Raw genomic sequence first — 22,690 nt, 5'->3', positions numbered from 1 at the left:
ATCTTGATTGGATGTAGGCAGGATGAGGAAAGCAATTTCTTTCTGTGGGAAAGCAGTTGGCAGTACTCTCCTCCTAGTCTCTTTTAATATCTGTTTAGATAGCAGTTTTTTATATATGTAGTGTAATAAAATACTGTAGCCCCCCCTTGCTGTAGCTTAATTGCTATAGTGAGGGGCTTTTTTTATGTCTTATTTCTATACAGATCCAGTAAGTAATGTAGCTCAAGGAGGAGAATAACTTAAAGAGGACTGTAAGAGATCAGTAAGAGAGCAGTATAAGATCCAGTTAGGTAGCAGGGGTAGTTATTGTAGGAGGGGAATAATGCTTAAAATATCCAAGAAACAAGCCCTGCAAGTACCTGCCCTTTTGCATAAGTTATCCACAGGTTATCCACAAGCAAGAGACCTCAGCCCTTGCCCTGCCTACAATCTGATCCATTCCTGTAGTGTATCCTCCCTTGTTTCAGTAGGAATAATAAACATTCTTATATAACTGGAATGAATGAGTATCAAGAAAAAATGTAACTTAATTGCATTGTGTTACCTGTTAAACATTGATTTGTAGAGGTTTTATTGCTACTGTTGTTTTGTAGGGGTTGAAAAGTAACACAATGAGTATTTACATTACATACAGGAGGTACATAAATGAATACAGCTCAGCCTATAACTGATCCAGTAATGATAAGAGAAGTAATGGAGGTATATAAGAAAGGATCTAAGCAGTATCTGCTCTTAGCCTACAGCTTAAATACAGGGCTTAGGATATCTGATATATTGAGGGCTAATGTACAGGATAGCTCGCAAGGGATCTGGAAGGACAGAGAAGAGAAAACAGGTAAAGAGAAGATCATACAGCTTAATGCAAAGCTACAGTTACTGATAAGGGATTATGTAGAGGCTAATAATCTACAGCCTGATGACTTCCTTTTCTACAGTAATAAGGATAGGAGCAAGCCAATAAGCAGAGTACAGGCTCATAGGATTGTAGCTAAGGCAGGAGATATGATAGGTATTACTCTTAGCTGTCATAGCCTCAGAAAGACTTTTGGCTACATGGCTTATAAGAATGGTGTGGATCTGTCCTTGCTACAGTACATATTTAATCACAGCACACAAGCAGTTACATTAAGGTATATTGGAATCACTCAAGATGAGGCTAATAAAGTAACCTCTACAATGTCTATAGGAATATAACTGATAAGGCTCTCTGTTTAGGGAGCTTTTTCTGTTTGATATAGCAATCCTATTTGTAAACTTTACCCCACCCAAAGGGGGACAGAGGGCTAATATCCAGTGCAAGTTGTGTACCATATATACATATTCCATTTTTAAAGGAATTAGAGGCATGTAGCACCCCCTTCCAATTATTTGTTGTATCCTCTGAGAAAATTCTGTTTCCTATTTTTTGAATATAGCAGGAATACTTTCCTATAAATAAAAAAGAGAGGATCACTCCTCCCTCTTAATTAAATCACCATTAGCTCTAACTCTTGAGCCTTTAGGATACTGTTTGAAACTTTCTATTCTGTCATCAAAGTCAATTTCTTTTTCATGGGGTTCAATACTGAAACCTTCTTCCATTTCAACTGCTTTCCTTGCAAGCCTGTATGTATTTAGATCCCCTATGCTTGTTACATTTCCATCAAAAGAAATTTGCTTGCCTGTCTCCATCCACTTAATCCAATTATCATATGAAAATGAGCTAATTTCTACTTCCTTTGCTTTAAGTACCTCCTCCTCTAACCTACTCTGTATCTTATCAGGGTACCTGGCTATTAATGTCAGCTCATCCTTAGTAAGTATTCCTTTGTCAATATACATTTTGCATTCACACCTTTTTTTAGTTAGCTAAGCTAGATCTTAGCAAAAAACAAATATATGTCAATGTATTCCAGTATAGTGTAATTCATTATCTTATTTACCTTTCTTCCTCTTTCTTTTACAAATTTCAAATCCTTAGTCTGGAAATTGCATTAAGGAATTATCTAGAATGAACAAAAAAGACAGCGCTTAGCTAATTGCTAAACCCTGCCTTTAAAAAGGAGAGAATCTTTCCTTATTTACTATCTCTCCAATCCAATTTTGTCAGTAAATTATCCTCAGACAATTGTATTACTTTATTTCTTTGTAAAATATCTTGGGTTTCTTGATTGTACATATCAATAATATCAATAGCAATAAACACTTGCTTAGACATTGAGCTATAAAACTTAATAATTTTCTCCACTGCATCCTTCTCAATATTCTTAAATAAGAATGAGTCATGCATGATAAAGGGTAAATCAGTTAATGACAATATAGCTAGGTCAAAAATAATTAAATTAGTATATGCTTTACCAGTCCCAGTATTATCAAAAACTTTAAAATCATATTTATTGTAGGTTAAATTAATTTCTGGTGCTGCCCTTTTGTCCTCATGAATAAAGTCATTGATTTCTTTTAATTTTGTATTAATCGCCTTGTTAAGTTCCTCTACAATTTTCTCCTTTAATTCTTCAAGCTCCCCCTTTTTGGTACTTGCATCTTCTCTAACATTAGTCAACTTGTTATAGTACTCATTTTCTAGCTTAAGATTCTTTACCTTTGATGAATATTCAATTAAAGTATCTATAAATACTGTAAGCTCTTCATCAGGGTTAAGAAGGTGATCTTGCTGTTTAATAACTGCATTGATTTCTTTCTCTAACTCATCTATTTTATTTGATAATTCTTTTCGAGCATCTTCTAGCTCATTACTAAGTATCGAGCTTATTCCCTCATGGAAGGATTCAATATTTTGCAATTTCTCAAGATCAACATCAGGGAAAAACTCCATTAGGCTCTCAAACCCAGCATCCGCTGACTTTTTTATTGTCCTTGTTGTCCTATTTAGTCTAGATATGTAATATTCTCTCTCTTCAATCAGTTTTTTCTTCTTTTCTCTAAGATCAATCATTTCATCAGAGACTATTTCTTTAATATCACCTGAGGTACTATAAGCGCTTTTCCCCAACCTTTCAATTTCTTTATTAAGAGATTTAATTTCTTTGAGGTTTTTATCAAATTCTTTCTTAGTTATCTTAGGGATCAACTTATACTTGCCAGCTTTATTTAATACCTGCTTTTTATCCTCTAGGTCTTTTAATTCCTTATCCTGCAATTCAATAGCATTATATTTATTAAATAATTTAATTAAATTTGTAACTGATTGACTAAATACTTGCTTATGAAAGCTATGCAGAGGTTTATTAACATTGTAATTTTCTTTTCCCCATACTCTTGAATAGGTACTTACAGCAGTTCTAAAAGTTATTTGATCTGATGCTAAATCATAATACCTCTTTAGCTTATTAGTGTAGTCATTCACCTTCATCTTATATAGTTTTTCATATTTTTCATTACTTTTATAAACTATATCTGGATTTTCTGTACCTCTCACAAAATGATATTCATAATTGTCAAATTTAAAAGTAAACCCAAAATCATGATGACCCAAATGAGTTATAACATCGCTATTATGATTTTGATATGTATTACCTCCATAGATAAAATCTATCATCATCAGTAAAGTTGATTTACCTATAGAGTTAGAGCCTTTATTATCGCCTAAGACTACATTCAATCCCTGATGAAACTCAATTTTATCTTCTGCAAATATTGCGCTTTTAATCCTTACTAACATATTTGACTACTCCTTTATCAAAATCTACCCTTATGGCATCAAGTAGATATAAAACATCTATTGAGTAAATAAACTCATCAATCTCTTCAAAGTGATTCTGTGTAGAAAAGTATAATTCCTTTATTGTCATTTCTTTTGTTGAGATATACTCAAGAATAATAGGCATTTTACCTATAATTGAATCACTAAACCTTATAACCTTGTTAGGTACTATCATGAAAACACCTCACAATTTTGTATGAAAAATGAAATAACAATTGCACATGCTCCAGAAGAAGTATTACCAGTTTTTTTAGAGAGCCATTCAGTAAGTTGCTCATATATTATTTCTTGGGAAGATTCAGTTCTGCTTAAACTGTTATAGAATGCGCTAACTTGTGAGGCTATTGCATTAAATGATCTAGGGTATTGACTATCTAACTGGAAAAACTGCTCCTGTATATAATAGTAATATTCAGTGATTTCAGTTCTAATTCTTATTTTGGTTATACCTGTTAATGTTTCATCAGATTTTTCATCCAGCCTTAATGCCTTTAATTCCAATGGTTTTAGAGATCCTTCATTAAACTCCTCTACAAGGGTGGCAATAACTTCCTTTATTTCTGATTCTATTTGATAATCATGGTACTTAGCTCTGGACTCACTTTTAGACAAAATGTTTTTCTTCATGCTTAATAACAACCTATATTCTTTGACAGTTCTAGGATTATCAAACTTTGTATGGCATTCAGTACATAATGCGATGAAATTTGTTAGGTCATTTACATCCTCATGAATTACTTCCTCATTCTTTAATAATTCTTTTTCTTGTTCAGTAGGATTAAGAGGATAGATATGAGCACCTTGAAATATTTTATATTTTTTCCCACCCTTTTCATACATAAGGGGTCTTGTACATAGAGGGCACATATTTTCTACTTCTGCAAGAAGTATTGCATTCTCATTTTCAGTTGGTTTTCTTCTCTTAGGCATTTAAAACACACCACCTTTGACACAAAAGTCTATAAAACTAAAATCTATGCTATCTCCATTTAACAACTTCATATCTAAGTAAAAAGAGACTAAAAAGCCTCTTTGTTTTGCTTGCTTCACTTAAAATTTTCATGTGTTTCTTTTAGAAATCTTGATGCCTTTTTTAGTTTACTCTCTTTCTCCCTTTCAGCTATCTTCTCATCTAATATTATTTCAATCGCTACCTGAATATTAGGGAACATCTGCAAACATGTATCCTCATCTAACTCATGGACACCCTTACTAAGAATGCCATACAGTACACTATTCTCTACTAAAAAGGGTGGTAAGTAATCCTCCAATAATTTTATTCTTTCATTCATCCTAGCCTGTCTATAATCATCCTCATTCCAGTCGCTAAGCTCATTCTTTGCCTTGTGATGACTCTCTTCAATTAACCCCTCAAATATCCTTCTCAGATAAACAAAAGAGCCTATACCTACCCCATGAGAGGCTAAGCCTACTCCCTTACTTAACTCCTTGTATTTATCATTTCCTAGAATCTTTCTGTATTTCTGTAAGTCAGCATTATCAATAGTAGCTGTGGAAGGGTATTGTCCTATTTTCATAAGAGCATTATCCCTGACTAAAAATATAAAAAACATTTTGTGACTTTCATCTCTTTGACATGTGAATCTATGAACCAGAGGAGCTACATTATTCCAAAACCTTTTTAATATGTAACTATCAATATCCTCCTGGACATCAACAGTTCCATCCTCAGATACAGTAGATCCCATAAGATGTGATCTTCCAATCCCTTCTTTAGTAAGACCATTTATAGTCTTTAATTGTGAGTTATGCATTTTTGCTTTGAATGTGCTTTCCTTTCCACAGTCTTTACAATATGTATCTATTGTTACTTCATCTTTAAACATAGTATTCAATAATTCTTTGTTTTGAGATGTAATTTCATATCTGTCATACAATGAGCTTTCCTTTAAGATTTTATCTATATCATCCTGATACATTCACTACACTCCTATTGCCAAAATCTTCATATCTTTATAATAACAGAAAATATAACAATATTCAGAGCTTTATACCTATAAAAAAGAAGCTAGAATTACTGCTCTAGCTCCTCTGCCTGCCCTTTATAGTGTATTTTCATATCAATCTCTGCTTTGTGATCGCCAACCCTCTTATACTCAATCCTATCTATTACAGATGTAAGCAATTGATTCATTTCTTTTGTTTCTAATTCAGACTCACCTTTTAGCAAGCTCTTTAGCCTTTCCAAGACAGCCTCTAGCTCTTTTACCTTCTCATCATTAGTCCTACTATTCAATCTTTCTAACTGAGCCTCAGTATGCTCTCTCTGAGCTTTTAACTGCTTTATCTGTTTCTGGGCATCTTCCTCAGTGAAAATCTCAGCTATATAACCTTGCTGTACCTTTTTAATACTTGCCTCTATCCTCTTTAGATTGTTAGTTAGTACATTTTTTTCATCTACAGGATTAGTCTCATCTTCCTTAATGTTTCCTTTAACATCCTCTAGATACAGCTCCAACCTATCTACAAACTGAGCAAACTTTGAAAAGAATACTGCTTCAAAATTCTCTAGTTTAACTCCTTTATTCTTACAGGTGGTGTACTTAATCCCATCCTCACTATAGTTTCTTGTTTGACAGGATGTAACTCTCAACTCTTTACCTTTTCTTCTTTGGAAACTGTGAGTCCTTCCACAGATGGCACACTTGATTAATCCAGTAAAAATAACTTTTCCAATCCTTGCACTAGGAGGTCTAGTTAATCTTCCCTCTCTAATTGCTTTTGCTTTATCCCAATCCTCAACAGAAACTATAGGCTCATGAGCATTTTCAAAGATGATCTGCTCATCATTCTCTGTCTTTAACTGTCTTGGAGATCCACTTGGTTTTTTACTTGTTTTAGAGATTCTTGTCTTACCATAGATAACAGTACCCTTATAAACTGGATTAGCCAGTACTACAGATATTCTTGCCTTATTCCACTTTGATCCTGTAGGAGTTAATATCCCTTCTAAGTCAAACATTCTCTCTATATCTGTAGAGGTGTTGCCTGCAAGGTATAATGTAAAGATCCTTTTGATAACAGGAGCATTTTCATCAGGCACTAATTTTTTAGTTTTATGGTCATAGCTGTAACCTATAGGAGTTTTGCCTCCTACCCAGTTACCCTCTTTTGCTGACTGTCTCTTACCTCTTACCAGTCTTTTCTTAATGTTTAGGTACTCTTGCTTTGCTACAATTGACTGCATATCACTCATCAAGTCATCTTCTTGAGAAGTGTAGTCATATATTTTAGAAGATGTTACAAGGTGTACACCATAATTAGTAAGGATTTCTTTGATCTGAGAAAAGCCTACTGTAGTTCTAGAAAGTCTATCCTGATCAGTTACTACAACAGCATCATAATGAAATGCCTTTACCTTATCTAACATTTTATTTAATTCTGGTCTATTCTTCACATCCATTTGTTGAGATGATCCAATTTCTTGAAAGACCTCAAATTCCCAGTTATTTTCTACACATTTATCAACAAGATAAGCTAACTGCCTTTTTATGACCTCATCAGTTTCATCTGGTCTGGATTTCCTGCTGTAAATGGCAACCTTCTTTATTTTAGTCATTGGCAATGTATTTTCCACTCTCATGCTCCTCTGTAAGTTTGATAAATGTTGATGTATCAATACTTTACCATAGTTGCATATTGGTTTCAATCTATAAACTAACCAAAGATGCCACAGCCGACCAAATGAAAGAAGCTGGACTTGGCGCCCATTACGCCAATCATGACAGTGCCCTCTTTTATTCCAACGCAGCTGGCGTACCGTGGACAGCAAGTTACATCGCCGCTAAAGGCGATCCCATCGCTGACCTGTACGAAGACATCGCCGCAGAAGAAAAAGCACGAGCCACCTACCAATGGATCATCGACCTCTCAGACGACCCAGACCTAAACGACTCCCTCGCCTTCCTAAGAGAACGCGAAATCATCCACTCCCAACGCTTCCGAGAAGCCGTTGAAATACTTAAAGAAGAAAGAGACAAAAAAAGGATATTTTAACTAGAAAAGCGGAAGTGGGCGGTTAGACACGGCAGGCACTGGAACCTTTTCATTTGAACACGGTTTTTGTGTTCGGATGAAAAGGTGAAGTGACCGAGTGTCTGCCCACTGCAGCTGGATCTACGAAAAGCGAAGACGAGCGTTTAGAAACGGAGATATTGGAACTCTTGAACTAGAACACGCTTTTTGTGTTCTGGTGAAAGAGTGAAATATCGCAGTTTCTGCGAGTCGTAGCTGGATCATTTGAAAAGCGGAAGTGGGCGGTTAGGGTCGACAAGCGCTGGAGCCTTATCAAAAGAACACGGTCTTTGTGTTCATTTTAGGAGGTGAAGCGATCGAGAGGAAGCGGAAGTGAGCGGTTAGACACGGCAGGCACTGGAACCCTATAAATTGAACACGGTTTTTGTGTTCGAGTTATAGGGTGAAGTGACCGAGTGTCTGGGCGCTGTAGCTGGATCTCACGAAAAGCGAAGACGAGCGTTTAGAAACGGATGCACACAAAAGCCATGCCGAAACCGGCATGGCTTTCTATTTATCTAGCCTGATCCTCAGTGCGATGCTTGCGAGGACGCTGATTTAGTTTCACTTCAATTAATTTACCCGCTCCCCAAAGGAGGACGATCGCCACAAGAATGAGAACTAACTGCAGTGGTTGATGGATTAACGCAAATACATCATGTCCAATAAAAGAGACGATTAAGATCATCACCATTTTCCCAAGTAAAACAGCTAGAACAAAACTTCGAATACTCATATTGGAGAGACCTGCCACCACATTAATTAATGCTGAAGGTGTAAATGGAAAGCATAGAAGCAGGAACACCATTCCAAATCCATGTCGCTCGATCCAGCGTAGTGTTTTTTCGATTTTAGCGTGTTTGGTTACTACTCGCATGAAACGCTGCCTTGCAAGCCGTCTGACCACCATAAAAACAATCAGAGCACCAAGAGATGCACCGAGCCATGAAAGCAAAGAACCATACCAAAATCCATACGCTGCAGCATTCCCTGCTACGAATAGAAACAGCGGCAAGATTGGAATCACCGCTTCAAGCATAGGAAGCAGAATTCCTGGTAGTGGCCCAAGCGCACGATATTGCCCCAGCCATTGTCTGATTGTTTCTTCATTTAAAAAGTCTTTAATCATTTCCCACTCCATATGGGAATCAACCTCGTTTCCTGGTGCATATGTCAGAGCGACAGCACAAAATGCTTATTCTTTCATTAAATCACAAAAAATTGTGATAAGAAAGTATGTTGCTATTTCAATAACGCTTCATACACTTCTTCATCTAATTCTTCTGCTTTTTTTTGGTTATACGTTTTCTCATATTGGGGTTCGGCTGTAATTTTTGCTCCCCAAAACATTGTTTCCATTACTTGATCGATCTTCACATTAATTTTCGCAAGTTTTAATGAAACACCTTTCATGGCTTCTTCAAGGATTGAGGCATTTCCGTGAATGGAATACACGGTTTCCAATCCAATGATGGTTAAGACAACATTCGCATTCTCTCTTACATTTTGAATCGTACGTGAGTTTGATGTAACTGAAAAGCGAATGTTATTCTTATTTAAACATTTCACCCATGATATGGCTGATACGTTTGGAGTCCCGCTTTCATGGTCAATCGTTGAAAGCATGACAAGCTTCTCCCCTTCAAAAAAAGATACAAGATCTTCAGTAAGCTCAGTCAAAATTCCTTTCTTCGCCAAATGCCTCATCCTCTCACTTTCTATAATTGAGTCTCTCCTAAAAGGTTACCACGAATACCGGTTAATGGAAACGCTTCATCCTTTCATCTCCATTTCATGTATGAAATAAAAAAACCGCACTCACATGAGTACGGTTAACAGGGGGAAAATCACTTTCAAACTACTTAGGGGGTTATGAAAAGAATATTCCCCATTCACTAAAAACCAAACTTCAAATTTAAATTTTTTATTTATTTTTTTCGTTTAATTCTAGAGTCCCTTTTAAATTAACATCCACTGACTCGAAATCAGGTAAGTTTGATAAGGTGATCACAGCAGGCAATCCTGAAGAAAAATGTTCATAATCAAAATCAATCCGAAATTCTTTCGGTACCTCTCTAGAAGACGTTTGGTAGATGAGAACATCATTTTTATTTTTATCTTGTATACTTAATAAAGGCGGTTTTTGTTCTTCATAAATCGCTCGTTCCTCTTCTGGTACTGAACGTAAACGATCTTCATAAGCCTGCTTGCTTTCCATGTAAAACTGACTCAATAATTGTGGAGGCTCCCCTGTCTTAGCATCAATTGAAAGAACAAGCTGGTTACCGTCCCCCTTATTTTCAGCTTGAATTGAATAGGTTAGCCCACTGTATTCTCCCAGAGGAATCTTTTCATCCTTTTCCATCTCATTCCAATCCGTTTTCGTAAGCTCCTTACGAATCACGCCATCTTGATTGAAAATCACTTCATTAACTTTGTAGGAAAACTTCTCTTGTAACGAACGAAACGGTTCAAGCGCCACGAAAGTCCCTCGATCATCTTTTAATAAAGGACGTTCAAACGAATAAAAATCTTTTTGGTTCGTATTTTTCATCACTATACGTGCAAGTGGGTTATCCATGCCTTCAATATACAATTTATTTGAATTAAGCCCAGCCTCCAAACGAGTGAAAATAAAATTTCCTTCTTCTGTATGTACCCTCTGATTCAAATCCGCTTCACCATAAAGATGGTTTGGGTAATCACTACTCAAATCGAGCTCTTGATTATCGACTTTCACCTTCTCATCGCTCACCTGTACGACCAGATTTTCGAGCATAACCGAATCAACATCTGGTAATTGATCAAATTCTTCAATAAAGTCAGTTTCCTCAAGATTCGGATATAAGATATCTGCACGGTAAATACGATGATTAATCACAGATGGCTTTCCACTTGTCTGACTTGATATTTGTTGTTGATTTACTAAATAGGATTGATCGGCGTTCCCATTCCCTTTAAATCGTAAGGAACCAATTTGAAGCGTAGGTATATTATACGGTTCATCCTTTTCCTTCATGGAGAAGGAGTAAGTGACATAGACCGCGCCATAGTGAACAACCATGACATCATGGATCATTAGGTCTCGTTCAGCCGCGAGAAGAGGGATGCGATGTTGATTATTTTTTATTGCCCCTATCTCTTTTGCTAACTGTAATTGTGGAATACTATTATTCATAGACTTCTCCCATTCATGAACTGATTCATACACATCAAACATAGAGTCATTTACTTCAAAATTCGGTTCACCATGTTGGAAGTGATTAAAAATGATAAGAAACAAAGCAAATGATACGAAAATTGCGATAATTTTATAGAGATTCAGCTTCTTCACAAAAACCCTCCACTTGTGTCGTATCCTTCTATTCTATCAGTTTCTTTCTGACAGTTTAACCCAGTATAAAAAGAACTACTATAAAAAAACTCCCTAATTGGGAGTTTTCTAGTGTTCATGATGAGGAAATCTCGACAGGTATGCGAAATAAGAAACTCTCTTCCTTCTCGTCCATTATAATCGGAACCGTCACTTCAATTTGATAAACCCCTGAATCAAGTGGATCAGTTGTCAAAGACTTTCCTTCAATAATTTCATCTGTAGAGATTGACTTTGGAACGGAAGGGTCTGAAGACGCATAAGGGACAATAACTTTGTCGGACTTTTCTTCTGTAATTTGATAATTTAACATACTATTATCGACTACCTCAATTTTTGTCTCTTCTTCCCCTTCATATTTAATTTTAGCTTTAAGAGTGATTGCACCATTTTCAGCAAGCTTACTATTGACAAGCGCACCTACTGGTATCTTCGGCTGTGTTTCAGACCGCGAAACAACGTCACGCTGATTCTCACTAAGTAAGTATTCACTCGTATTCATTTTACGATCGCTAAACAGTACGTTGACAGCGCCTACAATAATAAACGCAATAAAAAATAGGATGATCAACTTTGAGCGATCCAACTTCCAATTTTTCATGACGACATCCTTCCATGCTTCACTCAATGACCCTATTATATCATTTCTCTACCCTTCCATAACAAATAAATCTAAAGGGAGGAGGAACATTTGGTACACTTAAACTAAACAGTTTGAAAGGATGTCTTAAGATGGAAGTTATCATCGATCTACTCTATGGAGTTGGAATCGTATTTCTACTCATTTTTGGGTTGTATTTTGTTGATCGATTTCGAAAATAAACCGTTATGCGTTCGGTCCAGCTTTATATACAACGGATGGGGAAGGATCAATAACCGATGCGTCATATTCTTCCTTCACTACTCCCTTTGGCATATTCTTTATGGCTCGAACGAGCTCTTCCTCATCAGGGTTAAACCCCTTACCCGATAAGTATTCCATAATCTCTCTAGTTGTGACTGGTTCTTCCACGTTTTTTAAAAAGCTTACTATTTCTTTTTGCATCTCCATTCTCCTTTCGTTACGCCATTTGCTCACCACTATTTATTACCCTATGTTACGAATTTGTAATCGTTTAATCACCCTACTCTTTCCAAGCTTATTAAAATTCGCTAAACTTAAGATAATCATCTTCCTAGTAGGAAGGGTTATGAGCAGAAAGGGGTAGGAAGTTGCGTTCAATACTATTACTACTATCAGTAGTCTTTATGATTTTGGCAGGTTGTGGAAATAATGCCTCAGAGTCAGAAAACGAGTCAAATGGGGGCGAAAAAATGAAAGAAAAAATCGCTTTTGAAACGGTGGAAATGAAAAGTGCACCCAAAGACATTCAAGCAACCGTTCAACAAAAATGGTTAGAAAAATCGACTTTTACAATTCCTTCTGACGAGGACCTCTATATTATTATTACTCGAGGCGAGATGCCAACGGGCGGATATTCAGTTAATATCAAAAGTATCGAAAAAGTCGATGAGGAACTCGTTGTCTCTTATTATTATACCGATCCAAAAAAAGATGACATGGTCACACAAGCGATTACTAAACCAATTGTCATAGCGAAAGTGGATATGACAAATGCCCGCGTTAACTTTAAAGAGATTCAAAAAAGCGCTCCTTAACGGAATCGCTTTTTTATTACAATTCATTTGATAGCTCTTCTACCCCTAATACAGGGTAAGCGGTCAAATACGCTTTTCTTGAAAGGATTGATTTGATGATTGTTTACGAGGAGAATGATTGTTTTGTTATGATTACTCAGCATGATCATGCGCTTTTATCCGGGCAGTTTGCAACAGCGTTAAGAGAACACTATTGGCCTGACTCACTTTATCGTGAAGATGTTATACATGCCATTCAATATCATGACTGCGGCTGGGTGCCGCTTGATGACGTTCCGTTTTGGAATGATCGCCTTAATAGTCCTTATTCTTTTCTAGATTTCCCGCTCGCTCCTAAATTAACGTTTTATAAGAAAGGAATAGACGAAGTTAGTAAAGAAACAAATTACGGTGGTTTTCTTTGTAGCAAACATTATCAATCTTTCTTTAACGGTGCTACCTCTAATCTAGCTAAAACATTTTATAAAGAAGAGACGATAAGACAAAATCAACTTAGCGAAAGCTTTGATCTAACTGATTCACTTCTTACATTTCATTATCAATTGCTCCAGTTCTGTGATGATTTGTCCTTATATGCCTGCTTCCAAGAGCCAGGTGTGTCAAAAGAGGATGAGATTTCATGGTTTAAAAGAGGGTTTCCGCAATCTTTCTATTTTCTAACCAAAGACAATCCGATCCTAACACATTGGAAATCTGAGGAAATCATCTATCTTTCCTATCCCTTATTTAAGGAAGAGCAGACGTTTCAAGTTCAACTGAAGCGAGTTCCAAAAAAGTTAGTCTTTTCAGAAGGGATTGCTAAAGCCTATCAAACAACTTCATTTGAGCTTCGAAGCTTTTCCTTTTGTCATAGCTAAGCTACCCTTTTCCTATTCTAAAACTTCTCAAAAAAGAGCTTCTCTATTTAAGAATAGAAAGCTCTTTTTTAGAATTTCGTCTTATCGTACAATACGTCAAAATAACATTGAAAAAACACAAAATAATGTCCCTAGGCCCGCAAGCGAATAATTAAAAAGGCGATTGTTTTCTGACCAATTCTTTTCAGCGTTGAATTTTTCAAAGGCAAGCATACGATAACTCGTCTCGCTTCTCATTCTCAACACGTCCCTTATTTGATTAGTCTAACGGTTCCTTGGGTTAATTGTAAGCGCTTACTTATTTAAAGTAAAGCGTTTCTCAAAGAAAAAAAGCGCTCGATCAGCGCAATTCATTTGAGAGCATATGGGGGAGTTTTATCGAGACAACAGTACCTTCTCCTTCTTTACTATCGATTAATAAGGTACCCTGGTGGTTTTGAACAATTCTTCGACAAATCATCAATCCCAGACCATTCCCCTTTTTTTTCGTCGTGTAAAAAGGCTCACCTAAATGGCTTAATCGGTGGTCAGGAATACCTTCTCCATTATCTCTTACTTCAATGATAACTTCATCTTGAATCGGAAAAAGGGAAAGAATAATTTCTCCGCCTTCTGGCATCGCTTCTATCGAATTTTTTAGAACGTTTATCAGAACCTGTTTGATCTGATTCTCATTACAAGAAATGTCAGGAATGTTTTCAATTACTCTTGTGATAATTTGAACATTATTTAACGTTGCCTGAGTTTCTATTAAAGTAAGAACATTTTGAATCAAATCTTGTAAATTCGCTTTTTCATGAGTTAGTGCCTGAGGTCGCGCAAGGACCATAAATTCATTCACGATCATGTTAATGCGATCTAATTCATCTAGCATAATGCTAATAAACTCTTGATCACTTTCACTATTCAGTCGAGATTTCAATATTTGTGTAAAGCCTTTAAGAGAAGTTAAGGGGTTCCGAATCTCATGTGCCACGCCAGCAGCAAGCTCACCGATAACCGATAATTTATCAGATGTTCGCAATAATTCTTCTGCGCGTTTTCGATCTGTAATGTCCTTTCTGATGTAAACATATTGGTAAGGAAGGCCGTTTTCTCCAATGAATGGCACAATCGTTGTATCAACCCAAAAATCGTTTCCATTTTTCGTTTTGTTGTTAATTTCACCTTTCCAAACTGCACCGGATTGAATTTGCTTATCCATTTCATCAAAAAACGACTGTGGATGATACCCCGAATCTAGAATCATATGGGATTGACCGAGAAGTTCCACTTCTGAGTACTCTGTAATCTCACAAAATTTATCATTTACCGATGAGATGATGCCCGCCTCATCCGTGACAGATACAAGAGCACTCTCATCAAGCGCATATTTTAAATCTTTTAACTGCTTTAATGTGCGCTGAAGTTCATGTTCTGCTCGTTTCTTCTCGGTAATGTCTCGTGAAACCACCACGATCATCCGCTCTCCACTAATTCCGTATGGAATAGATGTGGCTCTGTCTTCAAGCGTAATCCAGGTACCATTCCTGTGTCTCCTACGAAATTCCGCAACAGATGGCTCTGTTTTCGTGCTATGTAGCAAATGAATGCCTACCTCTTGGTCATCCGGATGAATGTCTTCATAAAATGATCGACCTGTGTATTTTTCAGTTGGAAATCCAAGAATGGACGCATGGGACGGAGAAGCATAGGTAATAACACCACTCTCCACCTTCACCAACCTTATTAATTCTGACGTATGCTCAGCAATCAGTCGGTACTTTTCCTGACTTTCTCTTAGAGCAAAAGCAGCTGCCCTTTCTTCTGTAATATCTCGAACAAGCGTGAATACACCGCTCACTTTATGATCAATATAAACGGGTATATTGATTAATTCAACATCGAAAGGTTCCTGATCTGGCGTAAGAAAAACCGTATTAAAATGCGTTACTTTACCTTTAAGCGTTTCATAAAAATAATGATTCACTTCATCATGTTCGGAAGATAAAATAAACTTTGTATAATGCTTTTTATTAATTTTAACGTTATGATGGCGTGACAACCAATCACCATAAAGATTTATATTCTGAATTAACCCATTATGATCTAGAAGATACATCATACCTGGATAGTGAGCAAATAGAGATTTGTACGTTTGATAATTGATGTGAAGTTCTTGAAGCTGGTGTTTATCTATAAGAACATCTTGTGAATGTTTCACTAAAAGTCCCCCCACGTACACAGGATTATTTCCATAGTATGTAGGTGTTCTCTTTCAAAGCAAATGATTCCTGCTATAATCTACATTAAGTTCTAAATTTCCACAAAAAAAAAGCCGCATTCCTAACGGCTTTCGCATTGATCAATCGGACCCACTTCATCTCGCCACGCTTCTTCATTTCGAAGCGCATACAGAATCCAGTCATCGTTCCCATTATAGTCAGAGTCATTCCACTCACGGAAATGGACGACGGATTGGAAGATCTCTCCCTGGATTGATTCAATCAATTGATTGCGCTTAGGATGCTCTTCTATCCAATCAAACAACTCTTTTGTGAGAATTGCTTTAAGATCAAACTTCATACGGTTTCCTCCTTTATTTTACCCCACAGGAAGAAAAATTAGATTTAAGTTTCACAATACTTCCTCATTATGTTGTTTCGTTTGCATTAAAGCATTTAATAATCGGTCCAGCTCTTGACTACAGCGAATGGTTCTCTCTGATGCAAAACCATAACGTCCCGCCATATCAAACATTTCTTTCCTTTTTTTTTCGATTGCATCATACATCCCTCATTCCTCCTCACGGCAATACATTATCATTATGCCCAAATCTCGGAGGAATCAAAACGCATTCGACTAAACTTCCTATAGTCTGTCAGAAATAGTAGGAATAAGACAAGTAATCCCGCTGAACCCGATGCTTATTTAGTTATCTAGCTATGAATATGAAACCTTCCTCCTGTTCTTTCTTGCTTGTATACTTCTTTTATTCCCCCTTTTACATTGTTTAATCCAAACTTCTTCTAAATCTTACTTTTCTATTCAACTTCATACCTTTTTACCATAATTTCAAAAGTTGTCGAACTTTTTTTATTCGTCTTAGTAAACGATCGTAAATAGCTAAATCCTGCTCGTTCATACACTTTTTTTGCTCGTTTATTAAAGGAAGCTACCGATAGACGAACATTCTTTTGACCATATGTTTTATATGTATAATCCAAACCTGCCTGAACAAAGCGTAGTCCGATTCCTTTCCCTGTATGCTTTGGATGGAGTCCCAATCCTAAGTCAAGCATAGGATCTGAATAAGCATTTACCTCATGACCTGCAGGAACCTGTGCTGATGATCCAAAGCAAAAATAGCCGATTAACGCATCATTATCTTCAACAAAAACATAAGAGCCATTCATGAGCTCAGAGAATACGTCCGGATCTCCTTTTAGACTATATAAAGAATATGGCTCCTCATATTGCCACGTTTGAATTCTTTTTGCTATTTCTTCTGTCATCGGCTGAATGACCATCAGTTAGACCCCTCCCACTCTCGATGAAATTGAGTTAGAAATGACGCCAAAAAAGCATGGCGCTCTTCAGCTATCTTTAATCCTGTTTTCGTATTCATTAAATCTTTCAACTTCAATAGCTTTTCATAAAAATGATTAATCGCTGTTGACTGTTCATGACGATAAGCGCTTGATGTCATGTGCTGTCGGGGCTGGATCGATGGATCATAGATTAAATCGCCTTTAGAACCGGCATAGACAAACGTACGGGCAATTCCGATAGCTCCTATCGCATCCAGGCGATCAGCATCTTGCACAACTTGTGCTTCAAGTGTTCGAACAGGCTGACGGTTTCCTCCCTTAAAGGACATCGTTGTAATAATTTCCAAAACGTGAGCTTGATCTGATTTATGTAAAGGTACTAGCAACTGCTCAACTTCTTCCAATCCTGCCTTCTCAGAAGAAGCGATTTTATCATCTGCAAGATCATGAACAAGAGCGGCAACTTCACAAATAAAGAGATTGGCATTTTCTTCTTTTGCAATTCGACGCGCTTGCTTCAGAACTCGTTCGATGTGATACCAATCATGCCCACTTCCTTCCATTTCTAATTTTTTACGAACATAAATTTGTATTTCATTGACGACCTGATTCATTCTATTCTCTCTCCCTGCGTTTTTTTTCGTCCCGTTTCTACATCTTTTAGGCTAGTTTATCATAGAAAAAGGCCAGCACGAGGCTGACCTATAAGTTCTCTTTCACTTCGGCTTTTTTCATCAGTTCAGCTTTCATTTCCTGAACCTTTTCCTGCGTTTTCTTTTCTACTAAATAATCTTTAATTCGCTTTTTCATTTCATCAAAAGAAGGTGGGTTTTCAGCATCTTTGGAGAATTGATCGTCATAAAATGCTTTCACTTCTTTTTCAGAAACATCCGGAGTGCCAATTTTATCTTTCACAAATTTATCCACGACGACAATGTCGGCATACTGGCTTTCGAGTTGCTCAAGCGTCATGCCCTGACCTTCTAACGCTTTCTTTAGCTCTTCTTCTCCATCAAACTGAGCTTTAATTTGCTCAAGTTCTGTTTCTACTTCTTTATCGGATGCTGTGAACCCTTCTTCCTTCGCTTTTTGAAGTAAAAGTTCTTGCCCAATTAAATTATCCATCACCTCTTGCTCGATCGATTTCGCTACTTCTGCGTCTGATGGATCTTCGCCACTCATTGTATAGCGAAGCTGGGTCTGCACAAGCATTGAATTATAATCTTTTCCTTTAATCTCCTTATCATTTACAGTTGCGACGACTTTGTCTTCATCTACTTTCATCGCTTCTAATTCTTTTTCTGTTTCTATAGTTGCTGAATCTTCAGAAGCAGTTTCTTCATTCGTCGCCTCACTATTATTACTACAAGCAGCAAGTAATAGAACCCCAATAATTAGCATTAAACTAAGATATTTTTTCATGCAATTGATGAACTCCCTTCAAATATGACGAATCGTCTATGTTGCTTATTGTCCATAGTATAACATTCTTAAAAAAACTTCATGAAGAATATGGGATATTTTTGTTTTTTTGATGGTTTCGATTCGAGGAGGTGTTTCCTATAAAGCAGAAAAAACGCATGCTTCAAACAGTAAAAATAGATAAAAAAAAGAATCCTGGAAAAAAACCAGGATTAGTGTAGATAATAATAGCGTTTTTCTAATCGTTCTTGGAAAAATGAGACACAAACGCATACTCCCCAATAAATAAGCGCAACGAGAATATACATCGTCATAAAATCAAACTCTCTGCCGCCAACGATCTTCGCATGGTGGAGCAGTTCTGGAACGGTGATTACTGCTGCTAAAGAAGACGCTTTGATAAGATCGAGCATCACGTTCGATAGCGGTGGTATAGCGATTCGCGTTGCTTGTGGGAGAACCACTTCTCTCATCGTCGTCCAATAAGACATGCCGAGAGCAGTCGAAGCTTCCCATTGGCCATTTTCAACGGATGAAAGAGCCGAACGCTGAATTTCCGCAATATAAGCGGCGCTATTTAAGCTAAAACCAATTAACGCACACGTTAGTGCTGAGAATTGAATGCCTACCACGGGCAGACCAAAATACAAAATATAAAGAAAAACAAGAATTGGCGTTCCTCTCATAAACGAAATGTAGAGACGCGCTGGCCATCTGAGCGCTTTCCATTTGGACATTCTACCAAGAGCAAGAAATAAGCCCATTACCATTCCAATGATCATTCCAACAAATGCAATTAATAATGTTAATCCAAGGCCCTGAATCACATAGGGAAATGACTTTAACGCAAGACCCGCATCAAATAAATATTCCCAGTGTATTTCCCCCACTTATGACAACTCCCACTTAATTTTCGATATCAAGATCTGGTTTAACCGACACGTCAGCTCCATTGAAGAATTTTTCTGATAATTCTTTCATCGTGCCATCTTCTTTCATTTCTTTCAACGTCTCATTTACTTTTGTTTCTAGTTCTCCACTACCCTTTTTCATCACAATGTGCTGATTATTTGGGTAGTATTGAATATCAGGATGAATCGTAATGTTTAAGTCTGGAAAAGCCGCAAGAGCCAGCGTTTGTAGATAATAATCATTTAGAATAATATCCGTTCTTCCATTTGATACATCACGCAAGTATTGTTCGTTCGTCGCATTATCATAAATCTTCTCTTCGGCTCCGTGCTCACGCGCTACCTTCATATAAACTGTCGTAGAAGCACCAGCTGCAATCTTTCCATCAAGATCATCCAGTGATTTTATACCAGAAAGATCGTCTTTTCTTACAATCGCTGTTCCATAAGAATACTTCAAAGGTTCTGAGAAAGTGAACTTTTCTTTTCTTTCTTCCGTGGAGGTAATATCATTAGCAGCAAGATCCACCTTGCCTGAATTAAGGCTTGTTAACATGCCATCAAAGCCCATTTCTTCAAATTCAACGTCAAGATTTAGTCGCTTTGCCATTTCTTTCACAACTTCCACTTCATAACCCGTCACTTCATCAGACCCTTCTTCATAATAAGAAGTCGGATAAAGTGTTCCAGACGTAGCGACAACAAGTTTTCCTTCATCTTGTATTTTTTCCCAAGTGCTAGTCTCTTTTTCTTTCTCACTATTGGCTTCGTTCGATTCATTTCCGTTCGAACAAGCACTTATAACAAAAACAACCAGTCCCATTAGAAGAACAGGAGTCAGGCGTTTTATTAAATTAGTCATTCATTTCACTCTCCTTTAATCTAGTAAACAGCAAAAGCTTATCACTTTATTACAATGCATTGCAACTGTTACAACACACTCTTTAAAATACAAACTATTCCTATTTTTCGTTCAACAAAAAATGGCAATTGAAAAGAAAACACTCCTACTGCTAGGAGTGTTTTAACTGTTCATCTATTTTTTCATGAAGGTATGACGTTGCCTGATCAAGGTGCTTAATAGCTTCATCGGGGAATTTTTCAATTTCCCTCGCTCTCTTTACGTGGCCATATAACACTAGATCCTGTGAGTTCATCACAATATCAAGCACTTCTCTCCCGACTTCTTCTTTGTTCTGATCCATATGAATCGCCGTTTTGTATTCTCTTACAACTTCTGTTAATATTTGCAATCTTTCTAAGTCCATCTATTCTCATCCCTTTGCAAGATTTATCCTTAAAAAGCGTACCATGAATGGTTCGGAAAAAACACCATGACTAGTTAATAAACCGCAATAAATCCCCATAAATAATTTGATCTGAAAAGTCCAGTTCATCCTGTACATCACCAAAATAACGGGCGCATTTGTTACGATTTGTTTTTGATCCTGTCTCTTTGTTATAACACGTGTTCTTCGCATATATCAGGTTCTTTGTTACAAAGCTTCCATCACGAAAGATCACAAGGTCTTTGCGTTTTTTTGAGAAGAGACTCGTGCCAAAGTTTAAACTTGGATCCTCTTTAACACCTAAAAGTTCTAATATAGTTGGTTTTAAATCAACTTGTCCACCAACGGTATTAATGACTTTTCCCTCTTGTTCAGGTATGTGAATGATAAGAGGCACTTTTTGAAGATCAATGTGTTCAACTGGCCCAATATCTTCACCTAAATAATTACCAAGGGCGGTATCGTATGTTTCAGATAGACCATAGTGATCACCATATAGAACAAAAATGGAATCTTCATATAAACCAGCAGCTTTCATTTCCTCAAAAAAGGTTTTAATGGCTTCATCTTCGTAACGGACAGTCGCAAAATAGCGATTCACCACTTCTTCTTCTGTTTCTGGTAAGGGAATCATCGTATCTTCCTTCTCTAATAAATACGGAAAATGGTTTGTGAGCGTTAAAAACTTGGCCGAATACGGCTGATCCAACTCTTTTAAATAGGGAATAGACTGTTCAAAAAATGGGATGTCTTTCAAACCGTAGTTAATGGAATTATCATCACTCACATCAAAATCTTTTTTAGAATAAAATCGATCATAACCGAGCGTCTCATACATTTCAGAACGATTCCAGAAGTCGCGATCGTTTCCATGAAATGAAGTTGTGGTATACCCTTCTTGATTTAACGCTTCAGGGAGAGAGAAAAATTCATTTTGTGGCTTTCTTACAAAAACAGATCCACCTGATAGAGGGTATAAACTATTGTCAATCATAAATTCCGCATCGGATGTTTTCCCTTGAGCTGTTTGATGATAGAAATTCGGAAAAAAGTAGCTGTCTTCCTTTAGCTTATTTAAGAAGGGAGTCGCTTCCTCTCCGTCAATGCTTTGATCAAGCATAAATGCCTGAGTCGATTCAAGCGAAATAATAATAAGGTTCTTCCCTTCAGCAATGCCCTCATAGGAGGAAGGTTTAACTTTCTTATCTTTTACATAGTCTTCAATCTCAGAGAGCTCCGTATCATCTGCAAATGCGCTGTTAATTGAAGTAAAAGAATTAAATCCTATGTCATAGATATGATACGTATACGCTCCGAGAGACTTCACAAAAAGTTCTCGATCATATGATTTCTCAAATAAAAGAGGATGCATGATCAGTGCCAAAACAGCTGTAAAGAGAAGGACTCCTACGCTACCGACTGCCGTTCTCTTCTTCAGTGTTTTGGAAAGAGCGACTTTATGTAGTCCTTTCCGCTTTAGCAGCCAAAATAAAACGATTGAATCAAAAACAATGAATGGATCATATAAGTTCAATAACTCAACTGTACTTTGTCCAAGTCCACCTACATTTCCAAACTGAAAAAGGACAGGTACTGTTACAAAGTCTATGTAAAAGCGATAATATAAAATGTTGCAATATAGAAGGGCAGATAAAACAAAATAAACTGCTAGCATCAGGCCTGGTTTTGATTGCTTTCTAAAAAGACCGATACCTAGCAGTAATGCGATTGATCCAATTGAATTAATCATGAGGAATAACTCTTCCCCTATACCATTTAACGAAAACGTAAATTCAAACCGATAAACAAGGTAAGTTTTTAGGACAAGTAACGCTACTAATAAAAAATAAAAACGCCACACTGCCCTCTCTTCTTTACTCTTTACATCCATGAATTATGCACCTCTCATAT

Annotated in this window: 24 protein-coding genes and 1 pseudogene; 4 read left to right on the top strand and 21 right to left on the bottom strand. The window is 36.9% G+C overall.

Annotated features, from left to right (window positions below; genetic code table 11):
- Window positions 1-645: 645 nt before the first annotated feature.
- Window positions 646-1,194, top strand: coding sequence for a tyrosine-type recombinase/integrase (locus PQ511_RS00970; protein ID WP_273850065.1), 549 nt, complete (start codon window positions 646-648; stop codon window positions 1,192-1,194).
- Between the two features lie 255 nt (window positions 1,195-1,449).
- On the opposite strand, the gene PQ511_RS00965 is transcribed toward PQ511_RS00970, so the two are convergent.
- The 6 genes from PQ511_RS00965 to PQ511_RS00940 form a co-directional block, all read right to left on the bottom strand.
- Window positions 1,450-1,821 carry a hypothetical protein gene (locus tag PQ511_RS00965; protein ID WP_273850064.1) on the bottom strand — a complete coding sequence of 124 codons (372 nt, stop codon included), beginning with the start codon at window positions 1,819-1,821 and terminating at the stop codon, window positions 1,450-1,452.
- A 235-nt stretch (window positions 1,822-2,056) separates the two neighbouring features.
- The gene (locus tag PQ511_RS00960; RefSeq protein WP_273850063.1) at window positions 2,057-3,661 is read right to left on the bottom strand and encodes a DUF2326 domain-containing protein; all 1,605 of its coding nucleotides are present in this window, start codon (window positions 3,659-3,661) and stop codon (window positions 2,057-2,059) included.
- Window positions 3,645-3,878, bottom strand: coding sequence for an ABC-three component system middle component 7 (locus tag PQ511_RS00955; RefSeq protein ID WP_273850062.1), 234 nt, complete (start codon window positions 3,876-3,878; stop codon window positions 3,645-3,647). The genes PQ511_RS00960 and PQ511_RS00955 overlap by 17 nt, the downstream gene beginning before the upstream one ends.
- Window positions 3,875-4,633 (bottom strand): ABC-three component system protein, encoded by a 759-nt coding sequence (locus PQ511_RS00950; protein ID WP_273850061.1) that lies wholly within the window; start codon window positions 4,631-4,633, stop codon window positions 3,875-3,877. The genes PQ511_RS00955 and PQ511_RS00950 overlap by 4 nt, the downstream gene beginning before the upstream one ends.
- A gap of 116 nt (window positions 4,634-4,749) precedes the next feature.
- Entirely contained in the window at window positions 4,750-5,643 is an 894-nt protein-coding gene (locus PQ511_RS00945) for a hypothetical protein (RefSeq protein ID WP_273850060.1), read from the bottom strand.
- 95 nt (window positions 5,644-5,738) lie between these two features.
- The gene (locus PQ511_RS00940) at window positions 5,739-7,301 is read right to left on the bottom strand and encodes a recombinase family protein (RefSeq protein ID WP_273850059.1); all 1,563 of its coding nucleotides are present in this window, start codon (window positions 7,299-7,301) and stop codon (window positions 5,739-5,741) included.
- A 59-nt stretch (window positions 7,302-7,360) separates the two neighbouring features.
- Here PQ511_RS00940 and PQ511_RS00935 point away from each other — a divergent pair.
- Window positions 7,361-7,720, top strand: a pseudogene (locus PQ511_RS00935) (manganese catalase family protein); the annotation flags it as partial.
- Between the two features lie 532 nt (window positions 7,721-8,252).
- Here PQ511_RS00935 and PQ511_RS00930 read toward each other — a convergent pair.
- From PQ511_RS00930 to PQ511_RS00910, 5 genes are all read right to left on the bottom strand, one after another.
- On the bottom strand, window positions 8,253-8,879 hold the full coding sequence (locus PQ511_RS00930) for a TVP38/TMEM64 family protein (protein WP_273850058.1): 627 nt from the start codon (window positions 8,877-8,879) through the stop codon (window positions 8,253-8,255).
- 101 nt (window positions 8,880-8,980) lie between these two features.
- Window positions 8,981-9,436, bottom strand: a complete 456-nt coding sequence (locus tag PQ511_RS00925; RefSeq protein WP_273850057.1) for a pyridoxamine 5'-phosphate oxidase family protein — start codon at window positions 9,434-9,436, stop codon at window positions 8,981-8,983.
- A 226-nt stretch (window positions 9,437-9,662) separates the two neighbouring features.
- Window positions 9,663-11,072: a hypothetical protein gene (locus PQ511_RS00920; RefSeq protein WP_273850056.1), complete on the bottom strand. Its 1,410-nt coding sequence runs from the start codon at window positions 11,070-11,072 to the stop codon at window positions 9,663-9,665.
- Window positions 11,073-11,187: 115 nt separating this feature from the next.
- Window positions 11,188-11,712, bottom strand: coding sequence for a hypothetical protein (locus tag PQ511_RS00915; protein ID WP_273850055.1), 525 nt, complete (start codon window positions 11,710-11,712; stop codon window positions 11,188-11,190).
- A gap of 225 nt (window positions 11,713-11,937) precedes the next feature.
- Complete coding sequence (locus tag PQ511_RS00910; RefSeq protein ID WP_273850054.1) at window positions 11,938-12,156, bottom strand: transcription initiation factor IIE subunit beta family protein; 219 nt, start codon at window positions 12,154-12,156, stop codon at window positions 11,938-11,940.
- A gap of 167 nt (window positions 12,157-12,323) precedes the next feature.
- Between PQ511_RS00910 and PQ511_RS00905 the strand changes: the two genes are divergently transcribed.
- On the top strand, window positions 12,324-12,770 hold the full coding sequence (locus tag PQ511_RS00905; RefSeq protein ID WP_273850053.1) for a protease complex subunit PrcB family protein: 447 nt from the start codon (window positions 12,324-12,326) through the stop codon (window positions 12,768-12,770).
- A 95-nt stretch (window positions 12,771-12,865) separates the two neighbouring features.
- Window positions 12,866-13,627, top strand: coding sequence for a DUF3891 family protein (locus PQ511_RS00900; protein ID WP_273850052.1), 762 nt, complete (start codon window positions 12,866-12,868; stop codon window positions 13,625-13,627).
- Window positions 13,628-13,967: 340 nt separating this feature from the next.
- On the opposite strand, the gene PQ511_RS00895 is transcribed toward PQ511_RS00900, so the two are convergent.
- The 10 genes from PQ511_RS00895 to PQ511_RS00850 all read right to left on the bottom strand — a co-directional run bounded on the left by PQ511_RS00895 (window position 13,968) and on the right by PQ511_RS00850 (window position 22,670).
- Window positions 13,968-15,830: a PAS domain S-box protein gene (locus PQ511_RS00895; protein ID WP_273850051.1), complete on the bottom strand. Its 1,863-nt coding sequence runs from the start codon at window positions 15,828-15,830 to the stop codon at window positions 13,968-13,970.
- A gap of 122 nt (window positions 15,831-15,952) precedes the next feature.
- Window positions 15,953-16,192 (bottom strand): hypothetical protein, encoded by a 240-nt coding sequence (locus PQ511_RS00890; RefSeq protein WP_273850050.1) that lies wholly within the window; start codon window positions 16,190-16,192, stop codon window positions 15,953-15,955.
- Between the two features lie 51 nt (window positions 16,193-16,243).
- On the bottom strand, window positions 16,244-16,399 hold the full coding sequence (locus tag PQ511_RS00885; RefSeq protein ID WP_273850049.1) for an aspartyl-phosphate phosphatase Spo0E family protein: 156 nt from the start codon (window positions 16,397-16,399) through the stop codon (window positions 16,244-16,246).
- Window positions 16,400-16,650: 251 nt separating this feature from the next.
- A complete protein-coding gene (locus PQ511_RS00880; RefSeq protein ID WP_273850047.1) occupies window positions 16,651-17,136 on the bottom strand; it encodes a GNAT family N-acetyltransferase in 486 nt (161 codons plus the stop codon).
- The gene (locus PQ511_RS00875) at window positions 17,136-17,771 is read right to left on the bottom strand and encodes an HD domain-containing protein (protein WP_273850045.1); all 636 of its coding nucleotides are present in this window, start codon (window positions 17,769-17,771) and stop codon (window positions 17,136-17,138) included. Before PQ511_RS00875 ends, PQ511_RS00880 begins: the two co-directional genes overlap by 1 nt.
- Window positions 17,772-17,859: 88 nt before the next feature.
- Window positions 17,860-18,579 (bottom strand): SurA N-terminal domain-containing protein, encoded by a 720-nt coding sequence (locus PQ511_RS00870; RefSeq protein ID WP_273850043.1) that lies wholly within the window; start codon window positions 18,577-18,579, stop codon window positions 17,860-17,862.
- 212 nt (window positions 18,580-18,791) lie between these two features.
- Window positions 18,792-19,469 (bottom strand): amino acid ABC transporter permease, encoded by a 678-nt coding sequence (locus PQ511_RS00865; protein WP_273850042.1) that lies wholly within the window; start codon window positions 19,467-19,469, stop codon window positions 18,792-18,794.
- A gap of 16 nt (window positions 19,470-19,485) precedes the next feature.
- Window positions 19,486-20,352 carry a transporter substrate-binding domain-containing protein gene (locus tag PQ511_RS00860; protein ID WP_273850041.1) on the bottom strand — a complete coding sequence of 289 codons (867 nt, stop codon included), beginning with the start codon at window positions 20,350-20,352 and terminating at the stop codon, window positions 19,486-19,488.
- Window positions 20,353-20,503: 151 nt separating this feature from the next.
- Window positions 20,504-20,758 (bottom strand): hypothetical protein, encoded by a 255-nt coding sequence (locus PQ511_RS00855; RefSeq protein ID WP_273850040.1) that lies wholly within the window; start codon window positions 20,756-20,758, stop codon window positions 20,504-20,506.
- A gap of 70 nt (window positions 20,759-20,828) precedes the next feature.
- Window positions 20,829-22,670, bottom strand: a complete 1,842-nt coding sequence (locus PQ511_RS00850; protein WP_273850039.1) for an LTA synthase family protein — start codon at window positions 22,668-22,670, stop codon at window positions 20,829-20,831.
- Window positions 22,671-22,690: the final 20 nt, after the last annotated feature.

Origin of the sequence: Guptibacillus spartinae (assembly GCF_028610625.1) — a bacterium.
GTDB classification, from domain to species: Bacteria; Bacillota; Bacilli; order Bacillales; family Guptibacillaceae; genus Guptibacillus; species Guptibacillus spartinae.
This window is presented reverse-complemented; position numbering and strand designations above follow the sequence as displayed.